The 19,400-nt window shown below is 66.3% G+C and carries 18 protein-coding genes; 13 read left to right on the top strand and 5 right to left on the bottom strand.

Going from position 1 to position 19,400, the window contains the following annotated elements; genetic code table 11:
* Positions 1-8 precede the first annotated feature (8 nt).
* From AC1M0F_RS09610 to AC1M0F_RS09575, 8 genes are all read left to right on the top strand, one after another.
* The gene (locus tag AC1M0F_RS09610; RefSeq protein WP_480238005.1) at positions 9-743 is read left to right on the top strand and encodes an L-ribulose-5-phosphate 4-epimerase; all 735 of its coding nucleotides are present in this window, start codon (positions 9-11) and stop codon (positions 741-743) included.
* The gene (gene araA / locus AC1M0F_RS09605) at positions 736-2,253 is read left to right on the top strand and encodes an L-arabinose isomerase (RefSeq protein ID WP_480238004.1); all 1,518 of its coding nucleotides are present in this window, start codon (positions 736-738) and stop codon (positions 2,251-2,253) included. Before AC1M0F_RS09610 ends, araA begins: the two co-directional genes overlap by 8 nt.
* 220 nt (positions 2,254-2,473) lie before the next feature.
* Complete coding sequence (locus AC1M0F_RS09600) at positions 2,474-3,463, top strand: ABC transporter substrate-binding protein (protein WP_480238003.1); 990 nt, start codon at positions 2,474-2,476, stop codon at positions 3,461-3,463.
* Between the two features lie 88 nt (positions 3,464-3,551).
* Positions 3,552-5,087 (top strand): sugar ABC transporter ATP-binding protein, encoded by a 1,536-nt coding sequence (locus AC1M0F_RS09595; RefSeq protein ID WP_480238002.1) that lies wholly within the window; start codon positions 3,552-3,554, stop codon positions 5,085-5,087.
* The gene (locus AC1M0F_RS09590; RefSeq protein WP_480238001.1) at positions 5,084-6,115 is read left to right on the top strand and encodes an ABC transporter permease; all 1,032 of its coding nucleotides are present in this window, start codon (positions 5,084-5,086) and stop codon (positions 6,113-6,115) included. The genes AC1M0F_RS09595 and AC1M0F_RS09590 overlap by 4 nt, the downstream gene beginning before the upstream one ends.
* The gene (gene yjfF / locus AC1M0F_RS09585) at positions 6,112-7,134 is read left to right on the top strand and encodes a galactofuranose ABC transporter, permease protein YjfF (protein WP_480238000.1); all 1,023 of its coding nucleotides are present in this window, start codon (positions 6,112-6,114) and stop codon (positions 7,132-7,134) included. Before AC1M0F_RS09590 ends, yjfF begins: the two co-directional genes overlap by 4 nt.
* 119 nt (positions 7,135-7,253) lie before the next feature.
* Positions 7,254-8,276, top strand: a complete 1,023-nt coding sequence (locus tag AC1M0F_RS09580; protein WP_480237999.1) for a LacI family DNA-binding transcriptional regulator — start codon at positions 7,254-7,256, stop codon at positions 8,274-8,276.
* Positions 8,277-8,415: 139 nt separating this feature from the next.
* The gene (locus AC1M0F_RS09575; RefSeq protein WP_480237998.1) at positions 8,416-9,522 is read left to right on the top strand and encodes a glycerate kinase; all 1,107 of its coding nucleotides are present in this window, start codon (positions 8,416-8,418) and stop codon (positions 9,520-9,522) included.
* Positions 9,523-9,631: 109 nt separating this feature from the next.
* Here the strand turns inward: AC1M0F_RS09575 and AC1M0F_RS09570 are convergent, their stop codons facing one another.
* From AC1M0F_RS09570 to AC1M0F_RS09550, 5 genes are all read right to left on the bottom strand, one after another.
* Positions 9,632-10,243, bottom strand: coding sequence for a hypothetical protein (locus AC1M0F_RS09570; RefSeq protein WP_480237997.1), 612 nt, complete (start codon positions 10,241-10,243; stop codon positions 9,632-9,634).
* Positions 10,244-10,426: 183 nt separating this feature from the next.
* A complete protein-coding gene (locus tag AC1M0F_RS09565; RefSeq protein WP_480237996.1) occupies positions 10,427-11,509 on the bottom strand; it encodes a Gfo/Idh/MocA family protein in 1,083 nt (360 codons plus the stop codon).
* A complete protein-coding gene (locus AC1M0F_RS09560) occupies positions 11,494-12,195 on the bottom strand; it encodes a ThuA domain-containing protein (protein ID WP_480237995.1) in 702 nt (233 codons plus the stop codon). The genes AC1M0F_RS09565 and AC1M0F_RS09560 overlap by 16 nt, the downstream gene beginning before the upstream one ends.
* A gap of 128 nt (positions 12,196-12,323) precedes the next feature.
* Positions 12,324-13,088, bottom strand: a complete 765-nt coding sequence (locus AC1M0F_RS09555; protein WP_480237994.1) for a sugar phosphate isomerase/epimerase family protein — start codon at positions 13,086-13,088, stop codon at positions 12,324-12,326.
* Positions 13,089-13,149: 61 nt separating this feature from the next.
* Positions 13,150-14,136 (bottom strand): N-acetylglucosamine kinase, encoded by a 987-nt coding sequence (locus AC1M0F_RS09550; RefSeq protein ID WP_480237993.1) that lies wholly within the window; start codon positions 14,134-14,136, stop codon positions 13,150-13,152.
* A gap of 126 nt (positions 14,137-14,262) precedes the next feature.
* Between AC1M0F_RS09550 and AC1M0F_RS09545 the strand changes: the two genes are divergently transcribed.
* The 5 genes from AC1M0F_RS09545 to AC1M0F_RS09525 all read left to right on the top strand — a co-directional run bounded on the left by AC1M0F_RS09545 (position 14,263) and on the right by AC1M0F_RS09525 (position 19,357).
* On the top strand, positions 14,263-15,228 hold the full coding sequence (locus tag AC1M0F_RS09545; RefSeq protein WP_480237992.1) for a MurR/RpiR family transcriptional regulator: 966 nt from the start codon (positions 14,263-14,265) through the stop codon (positions 15,226-15,228).
* On the top strand, positions 15,221-15,976 hold the full coding sequence (locus tag AC1M0F_RS09540; protein WP_480237991.1) for a sugar isomerase domain-containing protein: 756 nt from the start codon (positions 15,221-15,223) through the stop codon (positions 15,974-15,976). Before AC1M0F_RS09545 ends, AC1M0F_RS09540 begins: the two co-directional genes overlap by 8 nt.
* Positions 15,977-16,056: 80 nt before the next feature.
* A complete protein-coding gene (gene ngcE / locus AC1M0F_RS09535) occupies positions 16,057-17,463 on the top strand; it encodes an N-acetylglucosamine/diacetylchitobiose ABC transporter substrate-binding protein (RefSeq protein ID WP_480238444.1) in 1,407 nt (468 codons plus the stop codon).
* Positions 17,463-18,452 (top strand): carbohydrate ABC transporter permease, encoded by a 990-nt coding sequence (locus tag AC1M0F_RS09530; RefSeq protein ID WP_480238443.1) that lies wholly within the window; start codon positions 17,463-17,465, stop codon positions 18,450-18,452. The genes ngcE and AC1M0F_RS09530 overlap by 1 nt, the downstream gene beginning before the upstream one ends.
* On the top strand, positions 18,449-19,357 hold the full coding sequence (locus tag AC1M0F_RS09525; RefSeq protein WP_480237990.1) for a carbohydrate ABC transporter permease: 909 nt from the start codon (positions 18,449-18,451) through the stop codon (positions 19,355-19,357). Before AC1M0F_RS09530 ends, AC1M0F_RS09525 begins: the two co-directional genes overlap by 4 nt.
* The last annotated feature ends 43 nt before the right edge of the window (positions 19,358-19,400 follow it).

Genomic DNA, 19,400 nt, shown 5'->3' with positions numbered 1-19,400 from the left:
AGGCTCACGTGAGCACCTATTCCCCTGAGATCGAAGTCGCCATCGCCCGGGTCCGGGCAGACGTCTCCCGCCTGCACGGCGAACTCGTGCGCTACGGCCTCGTCGTCTGGACCGGCGGGAACGTCTCCGGCCGAGTGCCGGGCGCCGACCTGTTCGTGATCAAGCCGTCAGGCGTGAGCTACGACGACCTGGCACCCGAGAACATGATCCTCTGCGACCTCGACGGCGCCGTCATCCCCGGAACCCCCGGCTCCGAGCGGTCGCCGTCGAGTGACACGGCAGCGCACGCTTACGTCTACCGCCACATGCCAGAGGTCGGCGGTGTCGTGCACACCCACTCCACCTACGCGGTGGCGTGGGCGGCGCGCAACGAGCCGATCCCGTGCGTGATCACGGCCATGGCCGACGAATTCGGCGACGAGATCCCCGTCGGTCCGTTCGCCATCATCGGAGACGACTCGATCGGTCGCGGCATCGTCGAGACGCTCACCGGCCACCGAAGCCGCGCCGTCCTCATGGCCAACCACGGCCCGTTCACCATCGGCAAGGATGCGAAGGATGCCGTCAAGGCCGCCGTGATGGTGGAAGACGTCGCCCGCACCGTGCACATCTCCCGCCAGCTCGGCGACGCCGTGCCGATTCCCCAGCCCGCCATCGATTCGCTGTTCGACCGCTACCAGAACGTCTACGGCCAGGCGCCGCAGGGCGCGCTCGCCGATTCCCAAGGAGACACACATGCCTAAACTCACCACCTCGCTCGATGCCTACGAGGTCTGGTTCCTCACCGGAAGCCAGAACCTCTACGGCGAAGAAACACTCAAGCAGGTCGCCGACCAGTCGCAGGAGATCGCGCGGACGCTCGGGGCCGCATCCGACGTCCCGGTGAAGGTCGTCTGGAAGCCCGTGCTCAAGGACTCCGAATCGATCCGCCGCGCGGCTCTCGACGCAAACTCCGACGACAAGGTCATCGGCCTCATCGCCTGGATGCACACGTTCTCACCGGCGAAGATGTGGATCGCCGGCCTCGACGCGTTGAAGAAGCCGCTGCTTCACCTGCACACGCAGGCCAACGTGGCGCTGCCGTGGGGCGAGATCGACTTCGACTTCATGAACCTCAACCAGGCCGCGCACGGCGACCGGGAGTTCGGCTACATCCAGACCCGTCTCGGCGTCTCGCGCAAGACGGTCGTCGGCCACGTCTCCAACCCGGCCGTCACCGCGCAGGTCGGCACGTGGATGCGCGCCGCCGCCGGGTGGGCAGCCACCCACGAGCTCAAGCTCGCGCGTTTCGGCGACAACATGCGTTACGTGGCCGTCACCGAGGGCGACAAGACCGAGGCAGAGCTGCGGTTCGGCGTCCAGGTCAACACCTGGGGAGTGAACGAACTGGCGGATGCCGTTGCCGCGGCTTCCGAGAGCGACATCGACGCCCTCGTCGCCGAGTACGAAGAGCTCTACGACGTCGTCCCCGAGCTCCGCAAGGGTGGCGACCGCCACTCCTCGCTCCGCGACGGAGCAGCGATCGAGATCGGCCTGCGCTCGTTCCTCGAGGAGGGCGGCTTCGGCGCGTTCACGACCTCGTTCGAAGACCTCGGTGCTCTCAAGCAGCTCCCGGGCCTCGCCGTGCAGCGCCTCATGGCCGAGGGATACGGCTTCGGTGCCGAGGGAGACTGGAAGACCGCGATCCTCGTGCGCGCGGCGTCCGTCATGGGCGCAGGCCTGCCAGGAGGCGCCTCACTCATGGAGGACTACACCTACCACCTCGTCCCAGGGGAGGAACAGATCCTCGGCGCCCACATGCTCGAGGTCAGCCCTGGTCTCTCGTCGGCGAAGCCGACACTCGAGATCCACCCGCTCGGCATCGGAGGCAAGGACGACCCCGTGCGCCTGGTCTTCAACGCAGACCCCGGCCCAGCCGTCGTCGTCGCCATGAGTGACATGCGTGACCGGTTCCGTCTCGTCGCGAACGTCGTCGACGTGATCGAGCCGGCGGAAGCACTGCCGAAGCTTCCCGTCGGCCGCGCGGTGTGGAAGCCTCAGCCGTCGTTCGCCACGTCGGCAGCAGCCTGGCTGACCGCGGGTGCCGCGCACCACACGGTCATGTCGACCGCGGTGGGCGTCGACGTGTTCCGTGACTTCGCCGAGATCGCGAAGACCGAGCTGCTCGTCATCGACAACGACACCACGCTCGACGGCTTCGCTCGGGAGGTCCGCTGGAACAACGCGTACTACCGCCTGGCGCAGGGCTTCTAGGGAACATCGACGAGAGGGGCGGGTGCCATCGGGCATCCGCCCCTCTTCTTGTGCCGTTTGTGATCGCTCACAATTGATCGCGAAATATTCCATAAGACTCTTGTGCTCGTCATTTTGTGAGCGCTAACATTCGAGGCACGGCCAGAATGGACTGGCCGACCGGCACCACGACACAGCAGTGCGAATCCCGTCGTCGCCGGCCGAACAAGGAGGTTTGGTTGTGAAAAAGACACTCGGAGCAGCGGTCGCGATCGGCGCGCTGCTCCTGACACTCACCGGTTGCGCCCAGGGGGGCGGGGGCGGTGACGCGGGGGAAGGGCCCAAGGACCCGGCCGACATCACCGTCGGGTTCGCCCAGGTCGGAGCGGAGAGCGGATGGCGCACGGCCAACACCGCAGACATCCAGTCCGCTTTCGAAGAAGCAGGCATCCCGCTGAAGTTCTCCGACGCCCAGCAGAAGCAGGAGAACCAGATCAAGGCGATCCGGTCGTACATCCAGCAGCAGGTCGACGTCATCGCCTTCTCGCCGGTCGTCGAGACCGGATGGGACGCCGTTCTCAACGAGGCCAAGGACGCCGGCATCCCCGTGGTGCTGACCGACCGCGCCGTCGACAGCAAGGACGACTCGCTCTACGTGAGCTTCCTCGGCTCGGACTTCATCGAGGAAGGCAAGAAGGCCGGTGAGTGGCTGGTCGAGCAGTACAAGGACTCGACCGACCCGGTGAAGATCATCCAGCTCGAGGGAACCACAGGTGCTGCACCGGCGCTCGACCGCGCCGAGGGCTTCGCCGATGTCATCAAGGCGGACGAGAAGTTCGAGGTCGTCGCGTCGCAGACCGGTGACTTCACCCGCGCAGGCGGAAAGCAGGTCACCGAGGCGCTGCTGAAATCGAACCCGGACGTCAACGTGATCTACGCACACAACGACGACATGGGCCTCGGCGCGATCGAGGCGATCGAGGCAGCGGGACTCGTGCCAGGTGAGGACATCACCATCATCACGATCGACGCGGTCAAGGACGGCATGCAGGCCCTCGCCGATGGCAAGATCAACTTCATCGTCGAATGCTCGCCGTTGCTCGGCAAGCAGCTCGTCGACATCGTGAAGAAGGTCGTCGCAGGCGAAGAGGTCGAGAAGCGCATCATCACGGAGGAGACCACCTTCACCCAGGAGCAGGCCATCGAGGCGCTGCCCGACCGTCAGTACTAGGCAAGACAGCGAGCCGGGGCCGGGCCGAGAGGTCCGGCCCCGATACGCTGCGACAGGCATCCGTCCCTCAGCGCAGAGAGATTCCAGCATGACCGAACCACAGCCAGCCGTCGCGATGGAGCACATCTCGATCAGCTTCCCCGGGGTGAAGGCCCTCGACGACGTCAGTTTCCGGATGTTCCCCGGCGAAGTCCATTCGCTGATGGGCGAGAACGGGGCCGGTAAATCGACCCTGATCAAGGCGTTGACCGGTGTGTACCGGATCGACAGCGGCGTGATTCTGCTGGGCGGCGAATCCGTCTCGTTCAGCGGTACCGCCGAAGCGCAGGCCGCCGGCGTCTCGACCGTCTACCAGGAGGTCAACCTCCTCACCAACCTCACCGTGGCCGAGAACATCATGCTCGGCCGCGAACCCCGCAGGTGGGGCGGTATCGACTGGAAAGCCACCCGCAGGCGTGCTGCCGAACTACTGAAGCGCCTCCACCTCGACATCGACCCGAACTCGCGGCTCGGCTCCCACTCGCTCGCCGTGCAGCAGCTCGTCGCGATCGCCAGGGCCACAGACATCAACGCCCGCGTGCTCATCCTCGACGAGCCGACATCGAGCCTCGACGCCGACGAGGTCCAGGAACTGTTCCGGATCATCAGGAACCTCAAGAAGGACGGAGTCGCGATCCTCTTCGTCTCCCACTTCCTCGACCAGGTCTATGAGATCTCCGACCGGCTCACCGTGCTGCGCAACGGCAAGCTCGTCGGCGAGTACCTGACCGACGAGATCCTTCGGATCGAACTCGTGCAGAAGATGATCGGCAAGGAACTCACCGTCCTCGAGGCACTCGAACGCAAGACGAAGGCGCAGTCGGTCGACGAGGACGCACTCGTGCCGTACATCAGCGCCATCGGCCTCGGCAGGAAAGGGTCGATCGAGCCGATCGACCTCGAGGTGTACGAAGGTGAGGTCGTCGGCCTCGCAGGGCTTCTCGGCTCCGGTCGCACCGAACTTGCGCGCATCCTCGCCGGAGTCGACCGGGCGGATGTCGGAACGCTCACCGTCGCGGGGGCGACCAGACGCATCCGCAATCCGCGCCAGGCGATCCGAGACCGCATCGTGTACTCCAGCGAGAACCGGAGGGAGGAAGGCATCCTCGACGATCTCTCCGTCCGCGACAACATCGCCCTTGCCCTGCAGGCAGACCGCGGCTGGTTCCGGCCGATCCCCAAGAAGCGGCAGAACGAGCTCGCCGAGAGCTACATCCAGGCCCTCAACATCCGCCCAGCGAACCCGGACGCGCTCCTCAAAAACCTCTCGGGAGGCAACCAGCAGAAGGTGCTCCTGGCGCGCTGGCTCGCCATCGCACCGCGACTCCTCATCCTCGACGAGCCGACACGAGGCATCGACGTCGGGGCGAAAGCCGAGATCCAGAAGCTCGTGTCGAATCTCGCCGAGAACGGGATGAGCGTCGTCTACATCTCCGCCGAACTCGACGAGGTTCTCCGGCTGAGCCACCGGGTCGCGGTCATGCGCGACCGCAGGATGGTCGCCGACATCGAGAACGACGATCTCACCACGGACAACCTGCTGGCGATCATCGCCGAAGGCGCTGAAACGGAGGCGGTCGCATGAGACGACTGATGGCACACCGGTTGTTCTGGCCGGTCGTGATGCTGCTCGTGCTGCTGCTGATCAACCTGATCGCGTTCCCGGGGTTCTTCTCCGTCCAGGTCCGCGACGGGCACCTCTTCGGCAGCCTCATCGACATCCTGCGCAACGGCTCACCGACCCTCATGATCGCCATCGGCATGACCCTCGTCATCGCCACCCGCGGGATCGACCTGTCGGTCGGCGCGATCTGCGCGATCTCCGGCGCGGTGGCCTGTTCGATCATTCTCGGTTCATCGGACCCTGGTAGCCCAGGCACCGTCGCCGTCGCCGTGATCGTCGCGATCCTCATCTCCCTCGTGCTCGGCCTCTGGAACGGTTTCCTCGTCTCGATCCTCGGCATCCAGCCGATCATCGCGACGCTGATCCTGATGACCGCGGGGCGGGGCGTCGCCATGCTCATCACGGAGGGGCAGATCCTCACGGTGAACAGCCCGCCGTTCAAAGTGCTCGGCTCCGGCTTCTTCGGAGGTCTGCCCGTCTCAGTGCTCATCGCAGCTGCCCTCTTCCTCTTCGCGCTGCTCATCACGAGGCGCACAGCGCTCGGACTGATGATCGAGGCTGTCGGAATCAACCCGGAGGCATCCCGCCTCGCCGGTGTCCGGTCGCGTGGCCTGCTCATCAGCGTCTACGTGTTCACGGCATTCTGTGCCGCACTCGCCGGCCTGGTGCTGACCAGCAACCAGACGGCAGCGGACGCCAACAACACCGGGTTGTTCATCGAACTGGATGCCATTCTGGCCGTGGTCATCGGCGGAACGTCACTCGCTGGCGGCCGGTATTCGCTGTTCGGGACCCTGATCGGTGCGCTCGTCATCCAGACGCTCGTGACGACCGTCTACACCGTCGGGATCCCCCCGATCGCGACCATGGTGTTCAAAGCGGCCGTCGTCACCGCCGTCTGCCTGCTCCAGTCGCCGCGGACCACCGAACTGATCGACTCCTGGCATCGCCGCAACGCGGCCCGCCGCATCTCGGAGGTTTCCGCATGACCGCCATCGCCCCGTCCCCGCAGCGGCCCGCCACGCCTGTCCGGGCATTCGACCGCATACGAGACGCTCTGACCAACCCGAAGTACGGGCCCGTCATCGTGACAGCAGTGCTGCTGGTCGGGATGTTTGTGGTCGGCGCCTTCCGTTACCGGGGGTTCACGAACCCGCAGGTGATCGCCAACCTCTTCATCGACAACGCCTACCTGCTCGTGCTCGCCGTCGGCATGACCTTCGTCATCCTCACCGGAGGCATCGACCTCTCGGTCGGCGCCGTGCTCGCGATGTCGACGATGATCACGGCCAGCCTGCTGCAGTCCGGATGGTCTCCAGGGGTGATCATCCCGCTGGTGCTCATCCTCACGTCCTTCCTCGGGTTGCTCGTCGGGCTGATGATCCACTACTTCCAGATCCAGCCGTTCATCGCGACGCTCGCGGCCATGTTCCTGGCAAGGGGGCTCTGCTACGTGATCAGCAACACGACGATCTCGATCGTCGACCCGGTGTTCGTCGCCCTCGCGCAGACACGGATCCCGCTGGCACCCCGGCTGAGCATCACGCCGAGCGTGATCATCGCGGTGCTCGTCATCGCCGTGGCGGTCTACGTCCTCCACTACACGCGTCTCGGTCGCACGGTCTATGCGATCGGCGGGAGCGAGCAGTCCGGCGTGCTGATGGGGCTCCCGATCGCGCGGACCAAGGTGCTCGTCTACGTGATCAGCGGATTCTGCTCGGGCCTCGCCGGCGTGCTGTACAGCTTCTACACGCTGTCCGGCTACGCACTGACGGCGATCGGAACGGAACTGGATGCCATCGCGGCCGTCGTGATCGGCGGCACCCTGCTGACCGGCGGGTACGGCTTCGTCCTCGGCTCGGTCCTCGGCGTGCTCGTGCTCGGCACGATCCAGACCCTCATCACCTTCGACGGCAACCTCACCTCATGGTGGACCCGCATCTTCATCGGCGCGCTGCTGCTCGTCTTCATCATCCTGCAGAAGGTGCTGACGGCGAGACGGACGTAACCCGCGGCATCCGCCCGGAAACGTGGCCGGAGCTGTCGGGCGCACCGGGTGAGGCCCGTGAGGCGGGATAATCGAATGAGCATGCAGGGGCGCGAGTCGCCGGGCAGGAGTGGGCCGAGGTGGTGACGAACGAAGACGAGCGTGCGCGCGTCGCCAACATCTTCGATGTCGCGCGGCTCGCCGGAGTCAGCCACCAGACCGTCTCCCGGGTGCTCAACGACCTGCCGAACGTGCGGCCAGCCACGAGGGACCGCGTCGAGAAGGCGATCAAGCAGCTCCGGTACACGCCGTCGCAGGCCGCCCGTGCCCTCGTCACCCGGCGGTCGCGCACGATCGGGCTGATCACGACGGGCGGACCGGACTACGGGCCGTCGTCCACGGCGCTGCACTTCAACGACGCGGCTCGCGATGCACGGTACGCCGTGAGCATGGCGAGCATGCTCGACTCAGATCCGGCCTCGCTGCGATCCGCCGTCGAGCTGCTCGTGCGACAGAACGTCGAGGCCATCGTGCTCATCGCTGCTCACGCCGGAGCGCTCGACGCGATCCTCGGCATCGAACTGGGTGTTCCGCTCGTGGCCGTCGACGCTGGCAGACGGCCGGGGGTGCACAGCGTCGCGCTCGACCAGTACGCGGGGGCGCGTGCCGCCGTCGAGCACCTGATCGGGCTGGGGCACCGCGACATCCGTCACATCTCGGGGCCGCGCGATTCGACGGACGCCTCCGAGCGGGTGCGCGGCTGGCGCGACGCGCTCGCCGAATCCGGTCTCGTCGCGCGTGAACACCTCGTCGGCGACTGGACGCCGGCGAGCGGACACCGCCACGGACTGGCGCTCGTCGGCGACCGCGAGATGACCGCCGTGTTCTCCGGTAACGACCAGATGGCGCTCGGGCTCATCCATGCGCTCACCCAGGGTGGGCTGCGGGTGCCGCAGAATGTCAGCGTCGTCGGATTCGACGACATCCCGGAGGCCGAGCACTTCGCGCCGCCGCTGACCACGATCCGGCAGGACTTCGACGGACTCGGTCGCGACATCATGACCGAGCTTCTTGCCGTACTTCAGGACGAGCAGGCCGCCGACCTTCCGCGCATCGTTCCCGAGCTCGTCGTGCGTGAGTCGACGGCGCCACCGCGAGCCTGATTCGCCGTGGTGTGTCTGGTGCTGCCGCTCGACAGGAGAGCCGCTGCTGGAGCGGCTGTCTGCTCGTGTTGAGCGTTCGTTCACGCCGGATTCTCCTGTTGGGCGTCACGCGGCGCCGGGTTCTGGCACTGTTGAAGGCATGACCGACCTCAGAGTGGCGATCGCGCCAGACTCCTTCAAAGGCACAGCGACCGCGAGCGAGGTGACGGCAGCACTCGCTGAGGGCTGGTTGTCGGTCCGCCCGAGTGACACCGTGATCCGGATGCCGCTGGCCGACGGCGGCGAGGGAACGCTCGACGCGTTCGAGCTCGCGGTGGCTGATGCGAGGCGGATGCCGGTCACTGTGACCGGTCCCGATGGCCGACCGGTCGACGCGAGCTGGATCCTCCTGCCGGACAACTCCGCGGTCGTCGAACTGGCCACGACGAGTGGCATCACCCTGCTCGATCCGCTGCAGCCGCTCGACGCGCACACCATCGGGTTCGGCGAGGCGATCGCCGCGGCCGTGGACTCGGGCGTCGACCGGCTCTACCTCGCGATCGGCGGAAGCTCGTCGACGGACGGCGGAGCAGGCACCCTGACCGCGCTCGGCGCCGTGTTGTCGGACTCATCGGGGAAGCCGGTCGTGCCGGGAGGCCGCGGGCTCGCCACCGTCGCGGCGATCGATGCCGCCGACCTCCGTGCACTCCCGGCCGGAGGCGCGACGATCCTCAGCGACGTGACGAACCCGCTGCTCGGCCCGCTGGGCGCTGCCGCCGTGTTCGGTCCGCAGAAGGGAGCAGACGAGGCGCAGGTCGCCGAGCTCGACTCCGGGCTTGAGCGGCTCGCATCCGTCCTGGGTGGAGACCCCTCGACGCCGGGAGCGGGCGCAGCCGGTGGAACCGGGTTCGCGCTCCTGGCCTGGGGCGCGACGGTCGCCGCGGGGGCAGAAGCGGTCGGTGAGGTGATGCACGCGCCGGAGACCGTGGCATCCGCGACGATCGTGATCACGGGGGAGGGACGCTTCGACGGGCAGTCGGATGCCGGAAAGGTGCCGTCATACGTCCGGTCGCTGGCCGAGCAGACCGGGGCGTCGCCGCTGCTCGTGGCAGGCGCGATCACGGCCGAGCCTGACGGGTTCGCGCACGCGGTGTCGTTGACAGACCTCGCCGGAAGCGCCGAGGCCGCCATGACAGACACGGTGCACTGGCTGCGTGAGGCGGGGGCACAGCTCGCGCGGGCGGTCGACGCGCCTCCTGCAGGCTAGCCCGCGCTCGCGCGCGCGATCTGCTCACGTGTTCCGGACGTACTCACCCGTCACGCGAGGTGAGTGGGTCCGGAAATGGTGAGTGCGCTGAAGGCGATGGCTGCGCGGCTCACAACCCGAGCGTCGGGTTCGCAGCGCGCATCGCGTCGAGCGCTGAGGTCGCGGCAGGACCCGTCGTGCTGAGGTCGTTGGAGTTGACCATGATCCACAGGTCGCCCGTGAACAGGTGGGTCGCCGCAATCGTGGAGACCTCGTTCTCGCCGGTCATCTCGAACGTCGTGACCGTCCCGGTGGTCTCGGTCGAGAAGCCCGCAGCGGTGAGCGCCGCCTCCAGGCTGCTGCGCTGCTCCTCGGTCACTTCGACCGCGTGGATCGTGAAGACGCCGTCGGAGTTCGGCACGCCCCACGAGCACGCTCTCGCCTGGGTCGACGCCGCGAGCGTGCTGTCGATCTCGTCGAGGGGGAACCACCCGCCGGATTCCGTCGGCGGCCGTTCGCCGAGGAATTCCGTCGCATCGGAGAACAACGCCCGTGCGTCCTCGATCGGCAGCAGAACCTCGCAATCGACGATCGTCAGGGGCTCGGCGGTCGGGGTCGCCGATGGGCTCGGTGTCGCCGACGGCTCGTCCGTCGCGCTCGGGCTCGGCCCTGTTCCTGTCGGCGCACAGCCCGAAAGGGCTACCGCCACCGCGGCGCCTGCCAACACCAGTCGTGCCCTCATGCGCAGCATGGTAGCCCTCGACCGGTCGGGCCGATAGGGGGGCTTCGCAGGTCGTTCGCGGTGCGGTCGCGAGTGGAGTCCGCGGCCTACTCACCTGTACCGGACGTGCTCACCCCGCGTACCAGGTGAGTACGTCCGTAACAGGTGAGTACGTCCGCAACAGGGACGTGACCCGCGTCGGCGCTACCCGGCGCTCAGCGGCACGGCCGCTGGTCGCTCGACGGTGCTGTCGACGCGCTCTTCGTGCCCGGAGTCCGCTGACCGCAGCACCGATTCGAGGATGTCGAGGACGTGGAAAGCGAGCCGTCCACCGGCGCGCGGCTCGGACCCTGCCGGGGTGTCTGCGAGGTCCGCGAGCCCGAAACCCCTGCCGCTGTCGCGGTATCCGCCGCTCACGGGAAGCTCTGCCCAGTCGTCGGCACCGAGGGGGAAATGCCTCACCGTCCCGTCGAAGGTGTTGGGGTCGGGCACCGCGAGGCTGCCGGCATCCCCGTGGACCTCGATCGGTGCCGCGAGGGTCTTGACCGCGTCGAAGCTCATCAGCAGGGTCGAGATCGCGCCGGACTCATGGGTGAGGATGCCGGTGACGTGCGTGTCGATCGACACAGGGACGCTCTCGCCTGCCCTGGGACCTGCCCCGATCACGCGGCTGTCGCGCAGGTGGCTGGCGACACCGACGACGCGGTCGACGGGGCCGAGCATCGTGACGAGCGCCGAGACGTAATACGGCCCCATGTCGAGCAGCGGACCGCCGCCTGGGGAGTAGTAGAAGTCGGGATTCGGATGCCACCGCTCGTGTCCAGGAGTGACCATGGTCGCCGTCGCAGCGACGGGAGTGCCGATGAGCCCGTCGTCGATCGCCTGCCTGGCGGTCTGGATGCCGGTGCCGAGCACGGTGTCAGGCGCACAGCCGACGAGGACGCCCGCCTGCGTCGCGGCGTCCAGCACCTCCCGTGCTTCCGCGGTGGTGACGGCGAGGGGTTTCTCGCCGTAGACGTTCTTCCCGGCGGCGATGGCCCTCAGCGCGATCGGCGCGTGCGCTGCCGGAATGGTCAGGTTGAGGACGGTGTCGACGGCAGGGTCGGCGAGGAGCTCGTCGACCGAACACGCCCGCACGCCGTGCTCGGCGGCGACGGCTTCCGCGCGGGAGATGTCGAGGTCTGCCACAGCCACGAGTTTCAGTTGCGGCAGTTTCGGGAGGTTGGCGAGGTACTGGGCCGAAATGGCTCCGACCCCGATGATCCCGAGGTTCAGCGGCTGGCCCACAGGAGTCCCCTTTCGATGATCGTGCGGACGTTCTCATCCTGCAGCACGGCGACGGAGTGCCCCGGTGTCGCCACGAAGATCCGCCCATCGCCCCACTGCCGTGTCCACACGGCAGGCGATGTGACCTCACGATGCCAGGGGTCGCCAGGGCGCACCTTCTGCGTCGTCGTCGCGAGCACGTCGTTGAGCTCGTCGGAGAGAACCCAGTACTGCTCGGTCACCAGGTCGAAATCGGCGATGCCTTCGGTGATCGGATGCCGCCGGCCGAGGTCGGTCAGTTCCACCGCGTACGGGACGAAATTGTCGGTCTCGTCACCGACGACCGGTTCACCCTCCGGCTTGCCGGGGTGGTTGGCGAACTGTCCACCGACGAACTGGAGGTAGTCGCTCGATGAGCGGAAGGAGTCGGCGATCCCGCCGTGCCAGCCCGCAAGACCGGTACCGGCACGCACCGCGGCGATCAGCCCGGCGAGTTCCGGTTTCTCGATGGTGGACATCGTCACGCACTGGACGATGAGATCCATGGATGCCATGGCGTCGGCATCCGCGTACACGGCCGTCGAGTCCTCGACGCGCACGGTGAAGCCATTGGCCTCGAGATACGGGATGAAGAGGTCGGTCGCCGCGACGGGAGCGTGGCCCTCCCATCCGCCTCGGACGATGAGTGCGTTGCGTTCGTTTGCCATTGGCGGGGTGCTCCTTTGCGGGTACTGGCCAGTCAGCCGTCCTTCGATGCTAGCCGTGCGCAGCGGCCACGTGCAGTAATTCGTTGCGTGACACGACAAAATTGAGGGATGCGGTCCGACGGTGCGTTTCAGTCGAGCCAGTGCCGAAGCGTCCTGGCCTCGCTCGCCAGGAGGGCGGGGTCGTCGTCCGGAACGAATTCGAGCAACGCGTCGGTCACGCGGGGAAGCGTCTGCAGGAACGGCAGCACCCGCTGCCAGAGTTCTGAGCGCCCGTCGAGAGGCAGCCGTTCGGAGTCCGGCCACCACGAGAACACGTGCACGGCGGACACCCAGGGGGTGACGGCCTCGAGTTCGGCGAAGGCGGCCGCGTCGGTGAGACCCTTGCTCGGCTGCCAGTATGAGCTGACGTTGTCAGACGCGACCTCCTCCAGGAGGCGTCTGGCCGAGTCGCCGGTGTCTGTCAGGGTGCCGCCGTGAAACTCGACGGCGAGTTCGACGCCGTAATCCTCGGCACGCAGGGCACTCTCGCGGAGGATGGCCGTTGTCTCCGCCCGCTCGGCGGGCGACACGCTCGCCGATCCCGCCCGCCCCGCCCAGACACGGACGCGAGGAGCGCCGATGGCGGATGCCGCAGCGAGGAGGTCGTCGATGTCCTCGCTCGGCGTGCACCGGAAGTACGAGCCCAGGGAGGCCACAGCAAGTCCCGCGTCGCGGGTCAGGTCGCCTGTGCGGCTCGCCCCATCGAGGTCGTCGATGGGGACGTGGACGTCTGTGCCCCACTCGATGGCGTCGAGTCCGACCGTGCCTGCCTGCGCGATCACGTCGTCCACAGCAAGCTCGCGGAATGTGACGGAGCAGAGCCCCGCGCGGATGGCCGCCGATCGCGTCGTCATGTGATCCAGCGTATGACGACCGGGGTCGGTGGGGATAGTCTCCGTCGCCCACCCGCCCCGGTCAGCGCAACCCACCCAGCGACGTCCTGATGCGGTCGAAGACGGCGGCGTCGACGTCGACTCCCGCCGTCTGCAGGGTGAGCACGGCAGCGCCGATCACTCCGTCGGGCACCTGCCTCGTCTCTGACACGAGCCCGGACGCCGTTGCGGCAGTCGCGACGGCCTCGGCCACGACGCTCTTCTGCGCGAGGATGCTCCCGCCGAGAACCAGGGGACCGGTGAGTTCGGGATCCGCGACCGCTCCGAACAGCCGGGCGAGCGCTTCAGCCGCTTCGCCGAGGATCGACCGCGCGGCCTCATCACCGGTCGCCTGGAAGGCGAGCGGCGCGAACCGCGACAGTTCGACCGGGCGGAGCCGGTAGACGGCGTCGGTGACGAGCCGGAGGACACCAGGGCGACCGTCCGCATCGATGCCGGCATCCGATTCCAGGCCGAGGGCATCCAGCAGAAGTCCGGTGAGAGCCGTCGGGCCCGACCTGCCGTCCAGGGCGGCCACGGCATCCCGCACGACGCGGTGCCCGATCCAGAACCCGGATCCGACATCGCCTAGCAACCAACCCAGACCGTCGGCCGCGCGGTCGACGATGCCGCCGCGCACCCGGATGCCCGCAGCCCCCGTCCCCCCGACGAGCGCGTAGCCCTCCGGCTCGTATGTGCCGGAGAAGAACGTCGCGAGCAGGTCAGAGCGCAGCTCGACCGAACCAGAGAATCCGGCATCGGCCAGGGCGCTGGTCACCCAGTCGGTCTCGGGAGAGACGCCGGACCCGGCCATCGCGAGGATCCCCGAGCCGATGTCCTGAGGGGACAGCTGCGCCACCGCCGTGGCCGTCGAGATGGCACCAACGACGGCGGATGCCGCCCGCTCGGTTCCGGAGGAGATCGGATTGCCGCCGCCGGCCGTTCCGTAACCCAGGCAGGTGCCGTCAGCGGCGACGAGGACGGCACGGGTGCTCGTGCCACCGGCGTCCACAGCGAGAAAAGCGGGCATTGTCATCCGTTCGAAACAGGACAGGGGTCATCGTTACCAATTCTTAACAAAGGCGTCATTGACCACGTGAGGTTCTAAGAATAGTTTTCAACAAAGCTTCAAACCAGTGAAACGGATTTTCAGCCAATGACGACGCAGTCAACGATGAGTACCTCAGAGGGTGGCGTTCGTGTATCCAATCGCATTCAGGCAAACCTGCCACAGATGTCGAGCGTCATGGTGAAAATCGCCGAGCTTCTTCTCGAGAATCCCGCCGCCCCTCTCGAGCTCTCGATCACTGAGCTGGCGGAGAAGGCGGGGACGTCGGCAGCGACCGTCACACGGTTCTGCCGGCTGATCGGCTACAGCGGTTACGTCCAGTTCCGGGTGGGAGTGGCCAGCGATGTCGGACGCGGGGACGCCCACCAGTCCTGGCGGGAAGACATCGGTCGCGGATTCGACCCCGACGACGCGCCTCGCGGCGTGCTCAGCACACTGCTCAACTCGCACATCCGGTCACTGCAGTCGACCGCCGAACTCATCGACCTCGACCTCGTCGCCGACATCGCGACCGCGATCAGCGAAAGTGAACACCTCGACATCTACGGCATCGGCGGAAGCGCCGGGATGGCCGCAGAGATGCAGAGTCGTCTCTACCGGATCGGCATCAATGCACACTGCTGGGGCGAAGTGCATGGCGGCCTGACGAGCGCGGCGATCCTCGGCAAAGGAGCCGTCGCGATCGGCATCTCCAACACGGGGCGCACCGAGGAGACGATCCAGATGCTCTCCCAGGCGAAGTCTTCAGGTGCCTTCACCATCGCACTGAGCAACAGCGCCGACTCGCCACTTGCCGAGGTCGCCGATGTCACCGTCATCACCGCCGCCCCCGAGCTGTACCTCCAGCCGGACGACCTGTCCGCCAAGCATTCACAACTGTTCGTCCTGGATCTTCTCTACCTCCTCGTCGCCCAACTGAACTTCACCGAGATCGCCACGAAACTCGCCGCATCGGCGATGGCTGTCTCCGAGCACCGCCGCCCAGCGCACGTGCGCACCGTTCGTCGGCCGCGCGAACGCGACATCACCCCAGGGAGTCCCGCCAATGTCTGACCTCGTCCCCGAATTCCTCGACCAGGCGACCCGTCGCCTCGAAGCGATCGCCGAGATGGCCGCCACGGGCGGCTATGACGACGCGATCGATCTCATCGTCGCGTCGCTCGACGCTGGCGGGGTCGTTCAGGCTTTCGGAACCGGCCACTCCCAGGCGTTCGCCATGGAGATCGCCGGCCGCGCGGGTGGACTCATCCCGACGAACAACCTCGCCCTGCGCGACATCGTCCTGCACGGCAGTCGCGATGTGTCCGTGCTCGGCGGCTCGAGCCTCGAGCGCGATCCTTCCGTCGTCGACGAACTCTTCACCGTGTCACTGATCAACGACGCCGACATCTTCATCATCGCGTCGAACTCCGGCGTCAATGGTTCGATCGTCGGGGTGGCTCTGAAAGCGAAGGAGCTCGGCCACAAGGTCATCGCCGTGACGAGCATCGAACACACCAACGCGGTCGAACCGAAGCACCCGAGCGGCAAGCGCCTCAGCGAGATCGCCGACGTGGTGATCGACAACCGCGCCCCGTTCGGAGACACCACCCTGTCGCTCCCCGGTGACATCGGAGTGGGTGCGATCTCCTCGATCACATCCGCATTTATCGCACAGCTTCTCACCATCGAGGTGTCCCGCCGGATCTCAGAGGCGGGGGCCGTTCCCCCTCTGTACATCTCGGCGAACATCCCGGGGGGAGATGAACACAACACCGCACTGGAAAATCTCTACCGCGACCGCATCAGGCGCACCGCATGACCCCGAGCCCTTAACCCACCCAGCACCACCCGTATCCCACACAGAGTTCCACCCCCACACGGAAGGTACACACAACAATGATGAACATCACCAACCTCGAGATGGACCGAAGGAACGTCCTCCGCGGCGCGATCGCTGCCGCGGTGCTCATTCCTCTCGGCAGCACCCTCGCCTCCTGTGCCACCGGCGGACCGTCGACCACCGCACCGGGCGGAACGGTTTCAGCGAAGAACCCGTTCGGCCTCGCAGCTGACTCGACGGTCGACTCGGTCATCTTCGACGGCGGCTACGGCGTCGACTACGTCGAGTACGCGGCCAAGATCCTTGAGAAGAACCACGACGGCGTCACCGCGAAGGTCGCTTCGTCGACCCAGATCTCGCAGGAACTGCAGCCGCGTTTCGTCGGCGGTAACCCGCCTGACCTCATCGACAACTCCGGTGCGGGCTCGATCGGCTTCAACACGATCCTCGAACAGCTCGAGGACCTCTCCGACATCATCGAGGCCGAGAACCTCGAGGGTGAGAAGATCGCCGACACCCTGTACGGCGGAGTTCTGAAGCCGGGCACATTCGATGGCAAGCTCGCCGCGCTCAACTACGTGCTGACCGTGTACGGCGTCTGGTACTCGTCGAGCCTGTTCGAGGAGAATGGCTGGACCCCGCCGACGACGTGGGCAGAGGCACTCGAGCTCGGCGCAAAGGCGAAGGAGAAGGGCAAGTACCTCTTCGTCTTCGGTAAGGAAGCCGCGACCTACTACCAGACCCTCGCCATCGAGTCGGCGATCAAGGAAGGCGGCGACGAGGTCCGTCTCGCCCTGGAGAACCTGGAGGAGGGCTGCTGGTCGCTCCCCGCCGTGCAGAGCGTCTTCGACGCCATGCACGAGGTCATCGCGGCCGGCTACATGAAGCCGGGTGGTTCCGGTACCCAGTTCACGGCCGCACAGGCACAGTGGAGCAACGACATGGACGCGCTCCTCTACCCGTCTGGTTCCTGGATCGAGAACGAGATGAAGGACAACACGGCCGAGGGCTTCGCCATGAAGGGCTTCGCTGCTCCGGTCGTCTCGTCCGGTTCGGCAATGCCCCCTGAGGCGCTGCACTCCACAGCAGGCGAGCCGTTCATCGTCCCCTCGCAGGGCAAGAACGTCGCCGGTGGCAAGGAGCTGCTCCGCACGATGCTGTCGAAGGAAGCCGCGACGAACTTCGCCAAGACGAAGCTCGCCCCGACCATCGTCAAGGGACTCGTGCCCGCCGACGGTTTCGGGTCCACGGCTCTCGTGTCGCAGACCGACATGCTCGATGCCGCCGGTGAGAACATCTTCACCTGGGGCTTCGTCGACCTGTACGGCATGAACCCCGACCAGCTCGTGCTCTGGAACACCTTCCTCGAAGGTAAATCCGACGTCGCCGCGCTCACCGCAGGCCTCCAGGCCATCACCGACAAGGTGAGGGACGACGACTCGGTCAACAAGATCGAGATCAAGTGATCGATACCGCACTCGCCAACACGAAGCCGGGCAGCCAGAAGGCTGCCCGGCCGCGGAAGCGCAAACCCACATTCGACTACGTGACGTTCATGGTGGTCTTCCTCGGGCTGCCGCTTGCCATCTTCCTGATCTTCGTGATCTGGCCGTTCGCCCAGGCCGTCTTCTACTCGCTGACGGACTGGTCGGGCTTCAGCCCCGAGATGCAGGTCATCGGTCTCGAGAACTATGTCCGGCTGTTCAACGACGACATCTTCATGACGGCCCTGTGGAACAACGTCCTGCTTGCTGTCCTCGTCCCGTTCATCACGATCGTTCTCGCGCTCGCCCTCGCCACCCTGGTGACCGTGGGCGGACCGAGCCATGGTCCGATCCGCGGACTTCGCAATTCCAGCTTCTACCGGGTCGTCTCGTTCTTCCCGTACGTCATCCCCGCGATCGTCACCGGCATCCTGTGGGGCCAGATCTACAACCCCGCCGGGCTGCTCAACGGCCTCCTGGGATTGATCGGTCTCGACATGTTCGAGTCGTTCCCCTGGCTGGGTGACGAACGGACGGCGATGGGTGCCACCATCTTCGTCATCGTCTGGGGCTTCGTCGGCTTCTACATGGTGCTGTTCGTCGCCGCGATCAAGGGCGTTCCGGCGGAGACATACGAGGCAGCGCGCATCGACGGTGCCGGACGTGCCAGGACCGCGTTCTCGATCACCATCCCGCTGATCAGGGACAACATCCAGACCGCGTACATCTACCTCGGGATCATGGCGCTCGACGCCTTCGTCTACATGCAGGCGCTCAACCCGGGCGGTGGACCGAACAACTCCACCCTCGTGATGAGCCAGCAGCTGTTCAGGACGGCATTCAACAAGGGTGAGTTCGGCCAGGCAAGCGCCATGGGCGTCGTCCTCGCCATCGTCACGCTGATCTTCGCTGCGATCGTGTTCGCCGTGAACCGCATCACCGGCGGCAAGGACGAGGAGAGCCGAGCATGACCACTGAAGCGATCACAACCCGCGGAGCCACCGGCGACCGCAAACCGCCCGTCTTCACCCGCAAACCGAAGAACACGCCAGGCGACAAGGCCGTCGGTGCGCTCTCGCACACCGCCCTTGTCATCTGGTCGATCATCGTCATCCTTCCGCTCCTGTGGACGCTGATGACGAGTTTCAAGACGACGAAGGAGATCTTCGCGTCACCGTTCTCGCTGCCGGCGGACTGGAACTTCAACAACTACGTCTCGGCGTGGACGCAGGAGGGCATCGGCAACTACTTCCTCAACACCGTCATCGTCGTCGGGTTCGCGCTCGTCATCGTGATGGTGCTCGGGGCGATGTGTGCCTACGTGCTCGCCCGCTACAAGTTCTTCGGCAGCCGCGCGATCTATTACCTGATGCTCGCTGGGCTCACCTTCCCGGTGTTCCTCGCGATCGTGCCGTTGTTCTTCGTCCTCCGCAACATCGGACTGCTGAACACGCTGCCGGGGCTGATCCTCACCTACGTCGCGTTCGCTCTGCCGTTCACGGTGTTCTTCCTGTACTCCTTCTTCAAGGGGCTTCCAGATGAGATCGCCGAAGCAGCGGCCATCGACGGTGCAGGCGAATGGCGCACGTTCTTCCAGGTGATGCTGCCGATGGCGAAACCGGGAATGGCATCCGTCGCCATCTTCAACTTCCTCGGCCTGTGGAACCAGTTCCTCCTGCCGGTGGCGTTGAACACCGACAAGAACAACTACGTGCTCTCGCAGGGCATGGCGTCGTTCGCGTCGTCTGCCGGGTACGCCGTCGACTTCGGGGCGCTCTTCGCGGCCGTGGTCATCACCATCGTGCCCGTGCTCATCGCGTACGTGATCTTCCAGCGTCAGCTGCAGGGTTCGGTCAGCCAGGGGACGATGAAGTAGTTTCTCGCACGGAATCGACAGTGCAGTAGTGGCGCGAAAAACA

It is taken from the genome of Mycetocola sp. Y719, from assembly GCF_056713205.1.
Note: the sequence above shows the minus strand (reverse complement) of the source record. Positions and strands in the feature narration are given on the sequence as shown.

Coding starts and splice junctions, on each gene's coding strand:
- AC1M0F_RS09595 (WP_480238002.1), top strand. CDS start 3,552: ATGACCGAACCACAGCCAGCCGTCGCGATGGAGCACATCTCGATCAGC.
- AC1M0F_RS09550 (WP_480237993.1), bottom strand. CDS start 14,136: ATGCCCGCTTTTCTCGCTGTGGACGCCGGTGGCACGAGCACCCGTGCC.
- AC1M0F_RS09555 (WP_480237994.1), bottom strand. CDS start 13,088: ATGACGACGCGATCGGCGGCCATCCGCGCGGGGCTCTGCTCCGTCACA.
- araA (WP_480238004.1), top strand. CDS start 736: ATGCCTAAACTCACCACCTCGCTCGATGCCTACGAGGTCTGGTTCCTC.
- AC1M0F_RS09570 (WP_480237997.1), bottom strand. CDS start 10,243: ATGAGGGCACGACTGGTGTTGGCAGGCGCCGCGGTGGCGGTAGCCCTT.
- AC1M0F_RS09575 (WP_480237998.1), top strand. CDS start 8,416: ATGACCGACCTCAGAGTGGCGATCGCGCCAGACTCCTTCAAAGGCACA.
- yjfF (WP_480238000.1), top strand. CDS start 6,112: ATGACCGCCATCGCCCCGTCCCCGCAGCGGCCCGCCACGCCTGTCCGG.
- AC1M0F_RS09525 (WP_480237990.1), top strand. CDS start 18,449: ATGACCACTGAAGCGATCACAACCCGCGGAGCCACCGGCGACCGCAAA.
- AC1M0F_RS09545 (WP_480237992.1), top strand. CDS start 14,263: ATGACGACGCAGTCAACGATGAGTACCTCAGAGGGTGGCGTTCGTGTA.
- AC1M0F_RS09560 (WP_480237995.1), bottom strand. CDS start 12,195: ATGGCAAACGAACGCAACGCACTCATCGTCCGAGGCGGATGGGAGGGC.
- ngcE (WP_480238444.1), top strand. CDS start 16,057: ATGAACATCACCAACCTCGAGATGGACCGAAGGAACGTCCTCCGCGGC.
- AC1M0F_RS09590 (WP_480238001.1), top strand. CDS start 5,084: ATGAGACGACTGATGGCACACCGGTTGTTCTGGCCGGTCGTGATGCTG.
- AC1M0F_RS09540 (WP_480237991.1), top strand. CDS start 15,221: ATGTCTGACCTCGTCCCCGAATTCCTCGACCAGGCGACCCGTCGCCTC.